We start from the raw sequence: 14,960 nt of genomic DNA, 5'->3' as shown, positions 1-14,960 counted from the left end.
AGTGGCCGGGGCCGACCGACCCGGGGCAGATGCCCAGGCCGTCGTCGCCCTGGGGGGAGGGCACGGACTGCATGCGTCGTTGAGCGCGCTGCGGCTGCTCGTCGACGACCTGACCGTCGACCAGCTCACCGCGATCGTCACGGTCGCCGACAACGGCGGCTCCAGCGGCCGGCTCCGACGGGAGTTCGGCGTACTTCCGCCGGGTGACCTGCGGATGGCGCTCGCCGCGCTGTGCGGCGCGGACCGCTGGGACGACACCTGGGCGCAGGTGCTGCAGCACCGCTTCGCCGGCGAGGGCGAGATGCGCGGCCACAACCTCGGCAACCTGCTGATCGTGGGCCTGTGGGAGCAGCTCGGCGACCACGTCGAGGCCCTCGACTGGGTCGGCCGGCTGCTGGGCGCAAAGGGCCGGGTCCTGCCGATGGCGCTGGTGCCGATGGACATCGTCGCCGAGGTCAGCGGGCTGGTCCCGGGCGACCCGGAGGCCCGGCTGGAGATCAGCGGGCAGGTCGAGGTCGCCACCACCGACGGCCGGATCGAGTCGATCCAGCTGGTCCCCGACAACCCACCGGCCGCCCCCGACGCCGTCAAGGCGATCTGCGACGCCGAGTGGGTGTTCCTCGGGCCCGGCTCCTGGTTCACCTCCGTCCTGCCGCACCTGATGGTCCGCGCCCTGCGCGAGGCCCTGGTCGCGACCTCGGCGAAGATCGTCGTCGTGCTCAACCTCGGCGAGCAGCCGGGGGAGACGACAGGCTTCGGCCCCGCCGAGCACCTCTCGGTCCTCCTCGACCACGCCCCCGACCTCCGCATCCACACCGTCCTCGTCGACTCCTCCCTCGACGGTCTCGACGATCTGTCGCGGGTGGCCGAGAAGTGCGGTGCGCAGGTCGAGGTCGCCGACGTCGCCGTCGGCGACGGGACCCCTCGCCACGACCCGGAGCGGCTGGCTGCCGCGTACGCGAGGGTGATTGGGGCGGGCTGAGGCGGCCCGAGAGGGCGTGTCGAAAGTGGTCGATCTGGGCTTCCACGGGGGGCCACCGGGAGCCCAAATCGAACACTTTCACGGTGGGTCGAGGGACATCTGCTGCTTGCGGCGGATGATGTCGCGAACACAGAGGACCAGCACGATGGTTCCGAGCATGCAACTGATCGCTCCATCCAGCTGGTATCCCCAGTCGGGTACGCCGCGCCGGGTTTCGAGCGGGGGCGCGCCGCGACGGATGCCCTGTACGCCGTACAGGAGGAACAGGAGGCCGACGACCGGATACACCACCAGGTTTGCGCGCCGCAGGAGGATCTCGTGCGTGCGCTACCAGCGGGTGACGATCCAGATCATCAAACCAAGCAGAACGACTTCGATACCCACAGACGTCAATCGCGACCAGATGCTGTCACTCCACTCCGGCGTTGTCGCAGCGCCGAAAGGGGCAGGGTGGCAACAAAGCCCGAGTGCGACGAGCCACCCCAGGTTCGGGGCTCGGTCGGCGCGACGGCCATGCGGGGTGGTCATCGCGCGGACGCTAGCCGACTGACGCACGGCACCTGATCGGAATCGCAAGTGTTCGGCGCTGGATTTGGGCCGGTGTCACGCCATCGATCGACGACGGCTCCGTCCCACCCACCACAACCCTCGCTGTCGCCGACACAGAGCGCTCTGACGTGGAACCGATTCGAGGGTCGTTGACATCAATGAAAGACTCTCGCCATGGCGATGACGGGACAGGTGAAGGCCGAGCTGGCCTCCACTCAGATCACCAAGACATGCTGCCGGAAGGCAGAGGTTGCCTCGACGTTGAGGTTCGCTGGGGGGATCCACATCGTGGCAGGCAGGATCGTGGTCGAGGCTGAGCTCGACACCGGTCTGGCCGCCAGGAGACTGAAGCGAGACATCGCCGACGTCTTCGGTCACGAGGCAGAGGTGGCTCTCATCCAGGCGAGCGGGCTTCGTAAGGGCAGCCGCTACATCGTGCGTGTGGTCAAGGACGGTGAGGCGCTGGCGCGTCAGACCGGCCTTCTCGACCAGCGTGGCCGACCGGTGCGGGGTCTTCCGCCTGCCGTCGTCTCGGGCGGAGCCTGCGACGCGGTGGCCGCCTGGCGCGGTGCCTTCCTGGCCCACGGCTCGCTCACCGAGCCGGGCCGCTCGTCCTCGATGGAGGTGACCTGCCCGGGCTCGGAGTCGGCTCTCGCCCTCGTCGGCGTCGCCCGTCGTATCGGCATCTCCGCCAAGCCCCGTGAGGTGCGTGGCGTCGACCGCGTCGTCATCCGCGACGGTGACGCGATCGGCCAGCTGCTGACCCGCCTGGGTGCCCACGAGTCGCTGATGGCCTGGGAGGAGCGCCGGATGCGCCGGGAGGTCCGCGCCACCGCCAACCGGCTGGCCAACTTCGACGACGCCAACCTGCGCCGTTCGGCCCGTGCGGCCGTCGCCGCCGGTGCTCGCGTCGAGCGCGCCCTGGAGATCCTCGGCGAGGACATCCCCGATCACCTGCGCCAGGCCGGCAAGCTCCGCCTGGAGCACAAGCAGGCCTCGCTCGAGGAGCTCGGCCAGCTTCACGACCCGGTGCTGACCAAGGACGCGATCGCCGGCCGCATCCGCCGCCTGCTGGCCATGGCCGACAAGCGGGCCGAGGAGCTCGGCATCCCCGACACCGAAGCATCGCTGACCGCGGAGATGCTCGCCGAGGACGCCTGAGAGCAACTTCCACGACCTGAAACCGGCCCGAGCCCCTCGACTGATCGAGGGGCTCGGGCCGTTTGCTACTCGTCCGTCTTTTGGAACGATCCAACCCAGTCTCCCGCTGTTCAGAGGCGCTGGGTAGTGTCGGCGTCAGCGGGTGATCCCGCGCACAATCTTTTCGACGCGAACCAGGAGTCCACGTGACAGTTCGAGTAGGCATCAACGGATTCGGCCGGATCGGCCGCAACTTCTTCCGCGCGGTGCGCGCCTCCGACCTCGACATCGAGATCGTCGGGGTGAACGACCTCAGCGACAACACGACCCTCGCGACGCTGCTGAAGTACGACTCGATCCTCGGCCCGCTCGGCGCTGACGTGTCCGCCACCGAGGACGCGATCGTCGTCGACGGCAAGGAGATCAAGGCGTACGCAGAGCGCGACCCGGCAAACATCCCCTGGAAGGACCTCGACGTCGACGTCGTGATCGAGTCGACCGGCTTCTTCACCGACGCGACCAAGGCACGCGCTCACATCGACTCCGGCGGGGCGAAGAAGGTGATCATCTCCGCGCCGGCGAAGAACGAGGACGCCACCATCGTGATGGGCGTCAACGAGTCGATCTACGACCCCGAGGCCCACACGGTGATCTCCAACGCCTCGTGCACGACCAACTGCCTGGCGCCGCTGGCGAAGGCGCTCAACGACGGCGTCGGCATCAACCAGGGCCTGATGACGACCATTCACGCCTACACCGCCGACCAGAACCTTCAGGACAACATCCACAAGGACATGCGCCGCGCCCGCGCGGCCGCCCTCAACGTCGTGCCCACCTCGACCGGCGCCGCCAAGGCGATCGGTCTGGTGCTGCCCGAGCTGAAGGGAAAGCTCGACGGGTACGCCCTGCGGGTGCCGGTGCCGACCGGCTCGATCGTCGACCTCTCCTTCGAGGCCTCGCGCGAGACCTCGGTCGAGGAGATCAACGCGATCATGGAGAAGGCCGCCGACGGGAAGTACCTCGTCTACTCGACCGACCCGATCGTCTCCTCCGACATCGTCACCAACCCGGCGTCCTCGATCTTCGACGCTCCGCTCACCAAGGTGATCGGCAACCAGGTCAAGGTCGCGGCGTGGTACGACAACGAGTGGGGCTACTCCAACCGGCTCGGCGACCTGGTGGCGTACGTTGGCGCGAGCCTGTGACCCAGCGACCTGCCTCACAGGTTAGGGTCTAGCCCGTTATGTCTCTGAATCTCACGCAGCTCATCGAGCAGGGTGTCGCGGGCAAGCGAGTTCTCGTGCGCTCCGACCTCAACGTCCCGTTGGAAGGCACGACGATCACCGACGACGGTCGCATCCGTGCCTCGGTGCCCACGATCAAGGCACTGGCCGACGCCGGCGCCAGGGTCGTGGTGGTCGCCCACCTCGGTCGGCCGAAGGGGGAGCCGGACCCGGCCTACTCGCTGGCGCCCGTGGCGACCCGCCTCGGTGAGCTGCTCGGTGCCGAGGTCGCCTTCGCGACCGACACCGTCGGCGACTCCGCGAGCTCGGTCGTCGGCGGTCTCGCCGACGGCCAGGTGGCGCTGCTGGAGAACGTACGCTTCAACGCCGGTGAGACCAGCAAGGACGACATCGAGCGGGCGACCTTCGCCGCCGAGCTCGCCGCCCTGGCCGACGCCTTCGTCTCCGACGGCTTCGGCGTGGTCCACCGCAAGCAGGCCTCGGTCTACGACGTCGCCAAGCTGCTCCCGAGCGCGCAGGGCGATCTGGTGGCCACCGAGATCGACGTGCTCAAGCGGCTCACCGAGACGCCCGAGCGGCCCTATGTGGTCGTCCTCGGGGGCTCGAAGGTCTCCGACAAGCTCGGCGTGATCGACAACCTGCTCGGCAAGGCGGACAAGCTGCTCATCGGCGGCGGCATGGTCTTCACCTTCCTCAAGGCCCAGGGCTACGAGGTCGGTCAGTCGCTGCTCGAGGAGGACCAGATCCTCACCGTGCTCGGCTACCTCGAGCGCGCCGAGGAGATCGGCGTCGAGATCCTGCTGCCGACCGACATCGTGGTCGCCGACTCCTTCGGCGACGAGGCCTCCGCCCGCGTGGTCGCGGCCAACGCGATCCCGTCCGATTCGCTCGGGCTCGACATCGGCCCGGAGTCGGGCCAGACCTACGCCGCAGCGCTCGAGGGTGCCAAGACGGTCTTCTGGAACGGCCCCATGGGCGTCTTCGAGCAGGCCGCCTTCGCCGAGGGCACCCGCGCGGTCGCCCAGGCGCTCACCACGATCGACGGCCTCTCGGTCGTCGGTGGTGGCGACTCCGCCGCGGCGATCCGCCAGCTCGGGTTCTCCGATGACCAGTTCGGTCACATCTCGACCGGCGGCGGTGCCTCGCTCGAATACCTGGAGGGCAAGACCCTTCCGGGCCTCGCCGTGCTGGACGAGGCGACCGTGGTCGGGGGACTGGGCTGATGGCCGCCAAGAAGCCCACGGGGCGCACCCCGCTCATCGCCGGCAACTGGAAGATGAACCTCAACCACCAAGAAGCGGTGGTCCTGGTCCAGAAGCTCGCCTGGACGCTCTCCGACAAGCGCCACGACTTCGCTGCCGTGGAGGTGGCGGTCTTCCCGCCGTTCACCGACATCCGTTCGGTGCAGACGCTGGTCGACGGCGACAAGATGCGCATCACCTACGGTGCCCAGAACGTCTCCACCCAGGAGTCCGGCGCCTTCACCGGCGAGGTCTCGGCCTCGATGCTGGCCAAGCTCGGCTGCTCCTACGTGATCGTGGGTCACTCCGAGCGTCGTGAGCACTTTGGCGAGACCGACGAGATCGTCGCGCTCAAGGCCAAGATCGCGCTCAAGCACAACATGATCCCGATCGTCTGCGTCGGCGAGGGCCTCGAGGTCCGCCAGGCCGGCAACCACCTCGACCATTGCACCGCCCAGGCGGAGGGCTCGCTGGCCGGGCTCACCGACGCCGAGGTCGGCCAGGTCGTGATCGCCTACGAGCCGGTCTGGGCGATCGGCACGGGCGAGACCGCCACCGCGCAGGACGCTCAGGAGGTCTGCGCCGGCATCCGGGACCAGCTCGAGAAGAGCCACGGCGCGGAGATCGCCGATGGCGTACGCATCCTCTACGGCGGCTCGGTGAAGCCCAACAACGTGGCCGCGCTGATGCAGGAGGCAGACGTCGACGGGGCGCTGGTCGGCGGGGCAAGCCTCTCGGTCGAGGACTTCGCGGCCATCTCGCGCTACTACGACCTGCCAGTCCTCTAGGCCAGTGCTGTAGGTTTCGGGCTCTCCAGATAGGATTTCAGACGTGGAACTTCTCTTCACCATCATCCTGGTCATCGCGAGTGCGCTGATGATCCTGCTCGTGCTGCTTCACAAGGGCCGCGGCGGCGGACTCTCCGACATGTTCGGTGGCGGTGTCTCGAGCTCGCTGGGCGGATCCTCAGTCGTCGAGCGCAACCTCGACCGGCTCACCATCGGCATCGGTGTCATCTGGTTCGCCTGTGTGATCGCGCTCGGCCTGCTGATGGCCTACTGAAACATTCCCCTTCAGCGCACGCGCGATAGCGTCTAAACTCATCGACGCTGGACGGAGATTTTGCCGTCCGATTCCCCCAAAGTGGCCTCTCGGGGCTGCGAACTTTAAGTTGAGAGAGGACACCGCAGCACCATGGCAGGTGGAGGGAACGCGATTCGGGGCTCCCGAGTCGGTGCTGGGCCGATGGGTGAGGCGGAGCGCGGCGAAGCTGCGCCGCGGAAGGCCGTCACCTACTTCTGCACCAACGCACATCGCTCGGTCATCACCTTCGCCGTCGAGGCGACGCCCCCGGACTCCTGGGACTGCCCGAAGTGTGGGCTCCCAGCTGGTCTGGACGAGGAGAACGCGCCCCCGGCGCCGAAGATCGAGCCTTACAAGACCCACCTCGCCTACGTGAAGGAGCGCCGCTCCGACGCCGAGGCCGAGGACATCCTGGAGGAGGCAATCGCCCTCCTCCGCTCTCGCCGCAAATCCGGCGAGATCATCTTCTGAAGCACCGGCCGAGTCGGCGCATCTGCTCCAAGCAGAGGCGCCGACTCGGCGCATTCTGACCAAAACCGCGTCGAGTCAGGACGAGTCGACTCGACGAGCTTTTCGGTCAGGACGAGCCGACTCGGCGGGATCGGGTCAGCAGGTTGCGCCGAAGATGGACTCGGCGTACTCCGGGTGGTCGATGAAGGGGTTTCGGTTGCGCTGGTAGGTCGAGTAGATGGCGTTGTTGCGGGTGCGTTCGGCTGCGGTGACGGGGTCGGCGTTGTGCCAGCCGAGCAGTACGCAGACCTTGCCGAGGTAGTTGGTCGAGCCGTTGATGGAGTTGTTGACCTCGAGGTCGGCGAAGCCGTCATCGCCGTTGTAGCGCACGGCCATGTAGAGGATGCCGCGGGCGAGGTCGCCCTTGACGCTGTCGCGCGGCTCGAAGGAGTCGGCATCGGTCCAGCAGTCGCTGCACTCCGAGACTGCCGACCCACCCAGGTCGAAGTCCTTGTTGCCGCGGGTGGAGTTGACGGTGACGTCCTCGGGCCGCAGGTGGTGCACGTCGGTGCCGGGGCCGTTGCCGGTGCCGAAGTCGCCGTGGCTCTGCGGCCAGGTGTGCTCGCGGTTCCAGTTGTTGGCGTTGCCGCCGTTGTTGGTCTTCGGTGTGGAGAGCCCGGAGTAGAACTCGATCACGTTCGCGGAGTTGTTCGGGTCCTGGTCGAGGACCTTCAGCGCCTCCCAGACCGCGCTGTAGGTCAGCGTGGTGTGCCCATCGATGATGTTGTGCAGCGCTGACTTCAGTGACGAGCCGGACAGGCCGGCGGCCGAGTCGTAGTAGCCCGCCGGAATGGTCGGGTCCGCGGTCGGGGTGGCTGTCGGAGTCGGGGTCGGGGTCGGGGTGGAGCCGGCGAACGCGAAGGCCGTGCCGTTCTTGTGGCCGGGATGGGAGAAGTACGCCGTCAGGGTGCCGGTGACGTCGATCTGACGCCCCTTGAGGCCCGGGTTGGACCGGAGGCCCCACGCGCTGCGGAACGCGTCGGGGATCTGCACGTAGAGCATCCTGGACGTGCTGGTCTCCGAGGCAGAGTCAGCGATCGCGAGAGCGTAGTCGTTGGGGTAGTTGCTGGTCACGACCGTGCTGGTCGCTGTGGGCTGACCGACGACGTAGCCGCGTACGGTGGCCGTCGAGCCGTTCTGGGTGGCGATCGCCGTGGTGACGTTGATCGTGGCCGCCTGGGCCGGGGCGGTCGTGATCACGACTGCCATGAAGCTCGCCAGGGCGAGGGCAACGAGGCTGGCCAGGGTCAGGCCGAGCCGCCGAGAGGCGCTGAAGGACATGCTCGGATGGTGGCAGGTCCGCAGGGGTGCGCGGCACCCGATGCGGGAAAGATTTACCCGGCGTTAGCATGCTGGGTAACTGAATTCCCGAGACGTTCGCGCCGACTCGGCGTCGGTCAGAGCTTCGAGGCGGCGGCCCGATCCAGGAACCAGGTGGTCTCGGTGGTGCCGGTCACCCCGGTGGCGGGGATCTCGGTGATCGGAGCGCCGCCATGTGCCTTGGCCACCGCTTCGGCCTTGCCCTCGCCGCTGACCAGGAACCAGACGGTCGTTGATCGGCGCAGCGCCTCGAAGGTGAAGGTGATGCGCTCGGGCGGGGGCTTGGGAGATCCGGTGACGCCGACGGCGATCGCGTCCTTCGCCTCGAGCTGCGGGAAGCCGGGGAAGAGAGAGGCGATGTGGCCGTCGGGGCCGACGCCGAGCATCAGGATGTCGAAGCCGCCGGAGCCGTGGCTGCGTACGTCCTCGGAGAACTGCGCCGCGGCCTCCTCGACGCTCAGGCCGGAGTCGGTGGCGGGCATCTCGTGGATGCGGTGGTCCGGGACGCCGACCTCGGTCAGGAAGGCGGCACGGGCCTGGCCGGCGTTGCGGTCGGGGGAGTCGGCGGCGACGTAGCGCTCGTCGCCGAAGAAGAACTCGACCGCACCCCAGTCGACACCCGACTCGGGTGCGAGACGGGCGATCTCGCGGTGGATCGCCTCGGCGATCGTGCCACCGGTGAGGCCGATGGTGGGGACGTCGCCGGCCGCCTGCAGGTCGGCAAGGCGGCTGAGGAACTCTCCGGCGACCGCCGAGGCCAGGGCCTCGGCGGTGTCGTGGACCTCGATGAGTGACTCGGGATGACCGTCGCTGGTCACGTGCGCTTCTCTCTGTAGTAGGCGATGAGGGATTGGGTGGAGGTGTCCTGCTGCTTGGCGGTGTCCGTGTCACCGGAGACCGCCGGGCTGATCTGGACGGCGAGCTGCTTGCCGAGCTCAACGCCCCACTGGTCGAAGGAGTCGATGCCCCACACCACGCCCTGGGTGAAGGTGATGTGCTCGTAGAGCGCGATCAGCTGGCCCAGTACGCCGGGAGTCAGCGACGGCGCCATGATCGAGGTGGTCGGCCGGTTGCCGGAGAAGACCCGCGCGTTGACGATGTTCTCCGCGGTGCCCTCGGCGCGCACCTGCTCGGCGGTCTTGCCGAAGGCGAGCGCCTGGGTCTGGGCGAAGAAGTTGGCCAGGAACAGCTCGTGCACGTCGATGCTCTGCCCACCACTGGCGTCCACGAGCGGGTAGGCGGGGTTGGCGAACGCGATGAAGTCGGCCGGGACCACCCGGGTGCCCTGGTGGATCAGCTGGTAGAACGCGTGCTGTCCGTTGGTGCCGGGCTCGCCCCAGAACACCTCGCCGGTGTCGGTGGTGACCGCGGTGCCGTCCCAGCGGACCGACTTGCCGTTGGACTCCATCGTCAGCTGCTGAAGGTACGCCGGGAACCGGTGCAGCAGCTGGGAGTAGGGCAGCACGGCGTGGGTCTGGGCGTCGAGGAAGTTGACGTACCAGAGGTTCAGGAGGCCCATCAGCGCCGGCACGTTCTGCGCGAGCGGGGTCTTCGCGAAGTGCTCGTCGATCGCGTGGAAACCGCCGAGGAACTCGGCGAACCCCTGCGGCCCGATGGCGATCGCCAGGGAGGTGCCGATCGCGGAGTCGACGGAGTAGCGGCCGCCGACCCAGTCCCAGAAGCCGAAGGCGTTCTCCGGGTCGATCCCGAAGTCGGCGACCTTGTCCAGAGCGGTGGAGACCGCGACGAAGTGCTTCTTCACCGCCTCGGCGGAGTCGACCTCGCTGTGCCCGTTCTCGGCGAGCGCGTCGAGCAGCCAGGTGCGCGCGAGGCGGGCGTTGGTCAGCGTCTCCAGCGTCGAGAAGGTCTTCGAGGAGACGACGAACAGCGTGGTGGCGGGGTCCAGCCCCTTCAGCTTCTGGCCGGCGTCGGTGGGGTCGATGTTGGAGATGAACCGGCACTCGATCTCCGGGTGACGGAACGGCTCGAGGGCTTCGTAGGCCATCACCGGGCCCAGGTCGGAGCCACCGATGCCGATGTTGACGACGGTGCGGATCCGCTCGCCGGTGACGCCCTTCCACTCGCCCGAGCGGACCCGGTCGGCGAAGGCGTACATCTTCGCCAGGGTCTCGTGGACGGCGGGCACGACGTCGGTGCCGTCGACCACGAGGGAGGCGTCGGCCGGAAGCCGCAGGGCGGTATGGAGTACCGCGCGGTCCTCGGTGACATTGATGTGCTCGCCGGCGAGCATCGCGTCCCGCCGCGCCTCCAGGCCGACCTGCTCGGCGAGAGCGAGCAGGCTGGCCAGGAGGTCGTCGGTGATGAGGTCCTTGGAGAGGTCGACGTGGAGGTCGGCCGCCTCGAAGGTGAAGCGTGAGGCCCGGCCGGGATCATCGGCGAACCACGAGCGCAGGTCGGGCTCGAAGCCGGCCCGCAGCTCGGTGAGTGCCTTCCAAGCGTCCGTCGTCGTCGCGTCGACCGGGCCTTGGCTCACTTCTTGACCGCCTCGATCTGAGAGACCACGGTGTCGACGAGCTCGGTCCAGGAGCCCTTGAACTTGTCGACGCCCTCGGTCTCCAGCACGAGGAACACGTCGTCGAGGTCGACCCCGACCGAGCGCAGCGACTCGAAGACCGTCGCCGCCTCAGCGCCCTTGCCGGTGACGACGTCGCCCTTGACCTCGCCGTGGTCGGCGAAGGCCTCCATGGTCTTCTCCGGCATCGTGTTGACCGTGTCGGCGACGACCAGGTCGGTGACATAGAGGGTGTCGGGGTAGGCCGGGTTCTTGACCCCGGTCGAGGCCCACAGCGGCCGCTGGGCGTTGGCGCCCGCACCGGCCAGGGCGGTCCAGCGCTCGCCGGCGTGGACCTCCTCGAAGGCGGCGTAGGCGGCGATCGCGTTGGCCACCGCGGCCTTGCCGAGCAGTGCGCTGGCCTCGGAGGTGCCGATCGCCTCGAGCCGCTTGTCGATCTCGGAGTCGACGCGGGAGACGAAGAACGACGCCACGCTGCGGATCGTGGACAGGTCCTTGCCGGCCGCCTTGGCCTGCTCCAGACCGGTCAGGTAGGCGTCCATCACCGCGCGGTAGCGCTCGACCGAGAAGATCAGGGTCACGTTGACCGAGATGCCCTCGGCGATCGCGGCGGTGATCGCCGGGAGCCCCTCGAGGGTCGCCGGGATCTTGATCAGCGCGTTGGGGCGGTCGACCGCGGCCCACAGCGCCTTCGCGGAGGCGATGGTCGCCTCGGTGTCGTTGGCCAGGGTGGGCTCGACCTCGATCGAGACCCGGCCGTCGTCCTTGGTGGACTCGGCCACCGGCGCGAGGATGTCGCAGGCGTTGCGTACGTCCTCGGTGGTGAGGCCGAAGATGACCTCGTCGACGGACTTGCCGTCGGCCACCAGCGAGCGCAGCTGCTCGTCGTAGCGCTCACCGTTGGCGATCGCGGCGGCGAAGATCGTCGGGTTGGTGGTCACCCCGACGACGGACTTCTCCTTGATGAGATCGGCGAGGTTGCCGGTCTCGATCCGCTCGCGGGAGAGGTCGTCGAGCCAGATGGATACGCCGGCCTCGGCCAGCGCCTTGAGACGGTCAGACATATTTCATGCTCCCTTGTTGATGGCGGCGAGGCTCTCCTTGGCGGCCGTGACGACCGCCTCGGGGGTGAAGCCATACTCCTTGAACAGCAGCGCACCGGACGCCGAGGCGCCGAAGTGCTCGAGCGAGACGATCCGGCCGGCGTCGCCGACGTACTCCCGCCAGCCCTGCTTCACGCCGGCCTCGACGCTGACGCGCGCCTTGACGTTGGGCGGGATCACCGAGTCCCGGTAGTCCTGCTCCTGGGCCTCGAACCACTCCAGGCAGGGCAGCGAGACGACGCGGGCGCCGATGCCCTCCTTCGCCAGCTCCTCGCGGGCGGCGACTGCGTACTGCACCTCGGAGCCGGTGCCGAGCAGCACGACGTCGACGGTGCCGGTGGGGGAGTCGAGGAGTACGTAGCCACCCTTCGCGACGCCGCTGGTGTCGGCGTAGCCGTCGACCCCGCGCGGGAAGGTCGGCACGGCCTGACGGGTCAGGATCAGTGCCGAGGGCCGGTCGTGGTGCTTGAGCACCTCGAGCCAGGCCGCAGCGGTCTCGTTGGCGTCGGCAGGTCGGATGACGTCGAGGTTGGGCATGGCACGGACCGCGGCGAGGTGCTCGACCGGCTGGTGGGTGGGGCCATCCTCGCCCAGACCGATGGAGTCGTGGGTCCAGACGTGGATCACCGGCAGCTCGGAGAGCGCCCCGACGCGCACGGCTCCGCGCATGTAGTCGGAGAACTGGAAGAAGGTGCCACCGAAGACCCGGGTCGGCGAGTGGGCCGCGATGCCGTTGAGGATCGCGCCCATGCCGTGCTCGCGGATGCCGAAGTGGAGCACGCGGCCCGCGTAAGGGTCGGCCTTCCACTCACTGGTGGAGCGCTCCTCCGGGACGAAGCTCGGGGCGTCGGAGATGGTGGTGTTGTTGGAACCCGCGAGGTCGGCCGAGCCGCCCCACAGCTCGGGCAGCACCGGCGCCAGGGCGTTGATGACCTTGCCGGATGCGGCGCGCGTGGCAATGCCCTTGGCGTCGGCCGCGAAGACCGGCAGTGCGTCGTCGATGCCCTCAGGGAGCTTGCCGCTCTGGAGACGCTCGAGCAGCTTCGCGCCCTCGGGGTTGGCTTCGGCCCACTTGGCCTCCTCGGCCCGCCAGGCCTGCTCGGCCTCCTCGCCGCGCTCGATGAGCCTGCGGGTGTGGGCGAGCACCTCGGGGTCGACCTCGAAGGTCTTGGCCGGGTCGAAGCCCAACACCTCCTTGGTCGCGGCGACCTCCTCCTCGCCGAGCGCCGAGCCGTGGGCGGCGCCGGTGTTCTGGGCGTTCGGAGCGGGCCAGGCGATGACCGTACGCAGCACGATCAGCGACGGCTTGTCGCTGACCTCGGCGGCCGCGTTGATCGCGTCGAACAGCTCAGGCACGTCCTCCTGGTAGCCCTTGCCGCCGTTGGTCCAGTCGACCTCCTGGACGTGCCAGCCGTACGCCTCGTAGCGAGCGCCCACGTCCTCGGTGAAGGCGACGTTGGTGTCGCCCTCGATCGAGATCCGGTTGGCGTCGTAGATCATCGTGAGGTTGCCGAGCTTCTGGGTGCCGGCGATCGAGCTCGCCTCGGCGCTGACGCCCTCCTGCAGGTCGCCGTCGCTGGCCAGGACGTAGGTCTTGTGGTCGAACGGGCTCGGCTGGTCGGCGGGGGTGTCGGGGTCGAGCAGACCGCGCAGCCGGCGCTGGGCCATCGCGATGCCGACCGCGTTGGCGACACCCTGGCCGAGCGGGCCGGTGGTCACCTCGATGCCCTTGGTGTGACCGCGCTCGGGGTGGCCCGGGGTCAGCGACTGCCACTGGCGCAGGGACTCCAGGTCTCCGATCTCGAGGCCGAAGCCCCCGAGATAGAGCTGGATGTAATGGGTGATCGAAGAGTGACCGACGGAGAGCACGAACCGGTCGCGACCGAGCCAGGCGGTGTCGGCCGGGTTGTGCTTCATCACCTTCTGGAAGAGCAGATAGGCAGCCGGGGCCAGGCTCATCGCGGTGCCAGGGTGGCCGTTGCCGACCTTCTGCACGGAGTCCATGGCGAGTACGCGGACGGTGTCCACGGCCTTGCTGTCCAGATCGGTCCACTCGAGTACAGGTTTGGTGCTCACGAGGTGCCTTTTCAAAATCGTAGAGTCCACTTGGGAAGTTCTTGGGCTGGCCGTGGGGGCTGCCGAATCCGAGCCTACTCACGCCCCGGGTTAGACTGCGAGCCGCATGCTGTGAAATGCCTGTATGAGCCGCATGTGAAGCCTCAACCCGATCGAGAAGGATCTTCTCAGTGACGCACGTCGAACAGCCGGTCCCCGACCTCGACCAGCGTAGCGACCGCGCGTCAATGCGCGATGTCATCTCGGCGTACGTCTCTTTGACTAAGCCCCGCGTGATCGAGCTGCTGCTGCTCACCACCGTGCCGGTGATGTTCTTCGCCGCCCAGGGTGTCCCGGGCGTCGGCCTGGTCGCGGCCACGGTCGTCGGCGGGATCTTCTCGGCCGGTTCGGCATCGGTCTTCAACTGCGTCTACGACCGCGACATCGACGAGCAGATGAGGCGTACGCGACGCCGGGCCCTGCCGCGCCACGTGGTCACCCCGCGGGCGGCTCTGATCTTCGGATCGGTCCTGGCGGTGCTGTCGGTGGTCGTGCTCGGCTTCTTCGTCAACTGGCTCTCCGCCGGCCTGTCGCTGGCCGCCAACGCCTTCTACGTCTTCGTCTACACGATGCTGCTCAAGCGGCGCACCACGCAGAACATCGTCTGGGGCGGGATCGCGGGCTGCTTCCCGACCCTGATCGGCTGGACCGCGGTCACGAACTCGGTGAACTGGGAGCCGCTGATCCTGTTCATGGTCGTCTTCTTCTGGACCCCGCCGCACACCTGGGCCCTGGCGCTGCGCTACCGCGAGGACTACGCCCAGGTCGACGTGCCGATGCTGCCGGTGGTCAAGTCCGCCCGCCACGTGGGCGCTCAGATCGTGGCGTACTCCTGGGTCATGGTCGCCACCTCGCTGCTGATGTGGCCCCTCGCCTCCACCGGCTGGCTCTATCCTGTCGCAGCCATCGGTCTCGGCGCCGTCTTCCTCGTCCAGGCGCACCAGCTGCACGCGCGCGCCAAGGGCACCGAGGACCTCACCAAGATCCGCCCGATGCAGCTCTTCCACTCGAGCAACCTCTACCTGAGCCTGCTCTTCGTCGCCCTCGCGGTCGACCCGCTCATCGGCTGACCGCCTCCCTCCGCTGGTCGAGCCCGCGAGCGCAAGCGAGCGGTGTCGAGACCAACACGGTCCCCTGGAG

General features: G+C 68.4%; 14 protein-coding genes. 8 read left to right on the top strand and 6 right to left on the bottom strand.

Translation table 11 applies throughout. From position 1 onward, the window contains the following. The first annotated feature begins 1 nt into the window (after position 1). The gene (gene yvcK, locus ACFWQC_RS22795; RefSeq protein WP_378683285.1) at positions 2-982 is read left to right on the top strand and encodes a uridine diphosphate-N-acetylglucosamine-binding protein YvcK; all 981 of its coding nucleotides are present in this window, start codon (positions 2-4) and stop codon (positions 980-982) included. A gap of 78 nt (positions 983-1,060) precedes the next feature. Here yvcK and ACFWQC_RS22790 read toward each other — a convergent pair whose 3' ends face one another. Further along, a complete protein-coding gene (locus tag ACFWQC_RS22790; RefSeq protein ID WP_378683282.1) occupies positions 1,061-1,273 on the bottom strand; it encodes a hypothetical protein in 213 nt (70 codons plus the stop codon). A 432-nt stretch (positions 1,274-1,705) separates the two neighbouring features. On the opposite strand from ACFWQC_RS22790, the gene whiA reads away from it, so the two are divergent. The 6 genes from whiA to ACFWQC_RS22760 all read left to right on the top strand — a co-directional run bounded on the left by whiA (position 1,706) and on the right by ACFWQC_RS22760 (position 6,710). Beyond that, positions 1,706-2,692 carry a DNA-binding protein WhiA gene (whiA, locus tag ACFWQC_RS22785; RefSeq protein ID WP_045547796.1) on the top strand — a complete coding sequence of 329 codons (987 nt, stop codon included), beginning with the start codon at positions 1,706-1,708 and terminating at the stop codon, positions 2,690-2,692. A 185-nt stretch (positions 2,693-2,877) separates the two neighbouring features. Next, a complete protein-coding gene (gap, locus tag ACFWQC_RS22780; RefSeq protein ID WP_378683279.1) occupies positions 2,878-3,876 on the top strand; it encodes a type I glyceraldehyde-3-phosphate dehydrogenase in 999 nt (332 codons plus the stop codon). A 38-nt stretch (positions 3,877-3,914) separates the two neighbouring features. Further along, positions 3,915-5,138: a phosphoglycerate kinase gene (locus tag ACFWQC_RS22775; RefSeq protein WP_378683277.1), complete on the top strand. Its 1,224-nt coding sequence runs from the start codon at positions 3,915-3,917 to the stop codon at positions 5,136-5,138. After that, positions 5,138-5,944, top strand: a complete 807-nt coding sequence (gene tpiA / locus ACFWQC_RS22770; protein ID WP_378683274.1) for a triose-phosphate isomerase — start codon at positions 5,138-5,140, stop codon at positions 5,942-5,944. Before ACFWQC_RS22775 ends, tpiA begins: the two co-directional genes overlap by 1 nt. Positions 5,945-5,987: 43 nt before the next feature. Next, the gene (secG, locus tag ACFWQC_RS22765) at positions 5,988-6,218 is read left to right on the top strand and encodes a preprotein translocase subunit SecG (RefSeq protein WP_008357155.1); all 231 of its coding nucleotides are present in this window, start codon (positions 5,988-5,990) and stop codon (positions 6,216-6,218) included. Positions 6,219-6,350: 132 nt separating this feature from the next. Further along, positions 6,351-6,710, top strand: a complete 360-nt coding sequence (locus ACFWQC_RS22760) for an RNA polymerase-binding protein RbpA (RefSeq protein WP_160022595.1) — start codon at positions 6,351-6,353, stop codon at positions 6,708-6,710. Positions 6,711-6,845: 135 nt separating this feature from the next. Here the strand turns inward: ACFWQC_RS22760 and ACFWQC_RS22755 are convergent, their stop codons facing one another. The 5 genes from ACFWQC_RS22755 to tkt form a co-directional block, all read right to left on the bottom strand. After that, on the bottom strand, positions 6,846-8,030 hold the full coding sequence (locus ACFWQC_RS22755) for an endonuclease (RefSeq protein ID WP_378683270.1): 1,185 nt from the start codon (positions 8,028-8,030) through the stop codon (positions 6,846-6,848). Positions 8,031-8,146: 116 nt separating this feature from the next. Next, complete coding sequence (gene pgl / locus ACFWQC_RS22750; RefSeq protein ID WP_378683267.1) at positions 8,147-8,887, bottom strand: 6-phosphogluconolactonase; 741 nt, start codon at positions 8,885-8,887, stop codon at positions 8,147-8,149. Next, positions 8,884-10,563 (bottom strand): glucose-6-phosphate isomerase, encoded by a 1,680-nt coding sequence (gene pgi / locus ACFWQC_RS22745; RefSeq protein ID WP_378683264.1) that lies wholly within the window; start codon positions 10,561-10,563, stop codon positions 8,884-8,886. The genes pgl and pgi overlap by 4 nt, the downstream gene beginning before the upstream one ends. Further along, the gene (gene tal, locus ACFWQC_RS22740) at positions 10,560-11,666 is read right to left on the bottom strand and encodes a transaldolase (protein ID WP_378683261.1); all 1,107 of its coding nucleotides are present in this window, start codon (positions 11,664-11,666) and stop codon (positions 10,560-10,562) included. Before tal ends, pgi begins: the two co-directional genes overlap by 4 nt. Positions 11,667-11,669: 3 nt before the next feature. After that, on the bottom strand, positions 11,670-13,781 hold the full coding sequence (gene tkt / locus ACFWQC_RS22735; RefSeq protein WP_378683258.1) for a transketolase: 2,112 nt from the start codon (positions 13,779-13,781) through the stop codon (positions 11,670-11,672). Between the two features lie 170 nt (positions 13,782-13,951). On the opposite strand from tkt, the gene ACFWQC_RS22730 reads away from it, so the two are divergent. Next, on the top strand, positions 13,952-14,890 hold the full coding sequence (locus ACFWQC_RS22730) for a heme o synthase (protein WP_378683255.1): 939 nt from the start codon (positions 13,952-13,954) through the stop codon (positions 14,888-14,890). Positions 14,891-14,960: the final 70 nt, after the last annotated feature.

This window comes from Nocardioides sp. NPDC058538 (assembly GCF_042719275.1).
In the GTDB taxonomy this organism is placed as follows: Bacteria; Actinomycetota; Actinomycetes; order Propionibacteriales; family Nocardioidaceae; genus Nocardioides.
This window is presented reverse-complemented; position numbering and strand designations above follow the sequence as displayed.

What these genes read in the sequence shown, in the direction of transcription:
- whiA (WP_045547796.1), top strand. Translation starts at nt 1,706, where the DNA reads ATGGCGATGACGGGACAGGTGAAGGCCGAGCTGGCCTCCACTCAGATC.
- ACFWQC_RS22775 (WP_378683277.1), top strand. Translation starts at nt 3,915, where the DNA reads ATGTCTCTGAATCTCACGCAGCTCATCGAGCAGGGTGTCGCGGGCAAG.
- tpiA (WP_378683274.1), top strand. Translation starts at nt 5,138, where the DNA reads ATGGCCGCCAAGAAGCCCACGGGGCGCACCCCGCTCATCGCCGGCAAC.
- ACFWQC_RS22760 (WP_160022595.1), top strand. Translation starts at nt 6,351, where the DNA reads ATGGCAGGTGGAGGGAACGCGATTCGGGGCTCCCGAGTCGGTGCTGGG.
- ACFWQC_RS22755 (WP_378683270.1), bottom strand. Translation starts at nt 8,030, where the DNA reads ATGTCCTTCAGCGCCTCTCGGCGGCTCGGCCTGACCCTGGCCAGCCTC.
- tal (WP_378683261.1), bottom strand. Translation starts at nt 11,666, where the DNA reads ATGTCTGACCGTCTCAAGGCGCTGGCCGAGGCCGGCGTATCCATCTGG.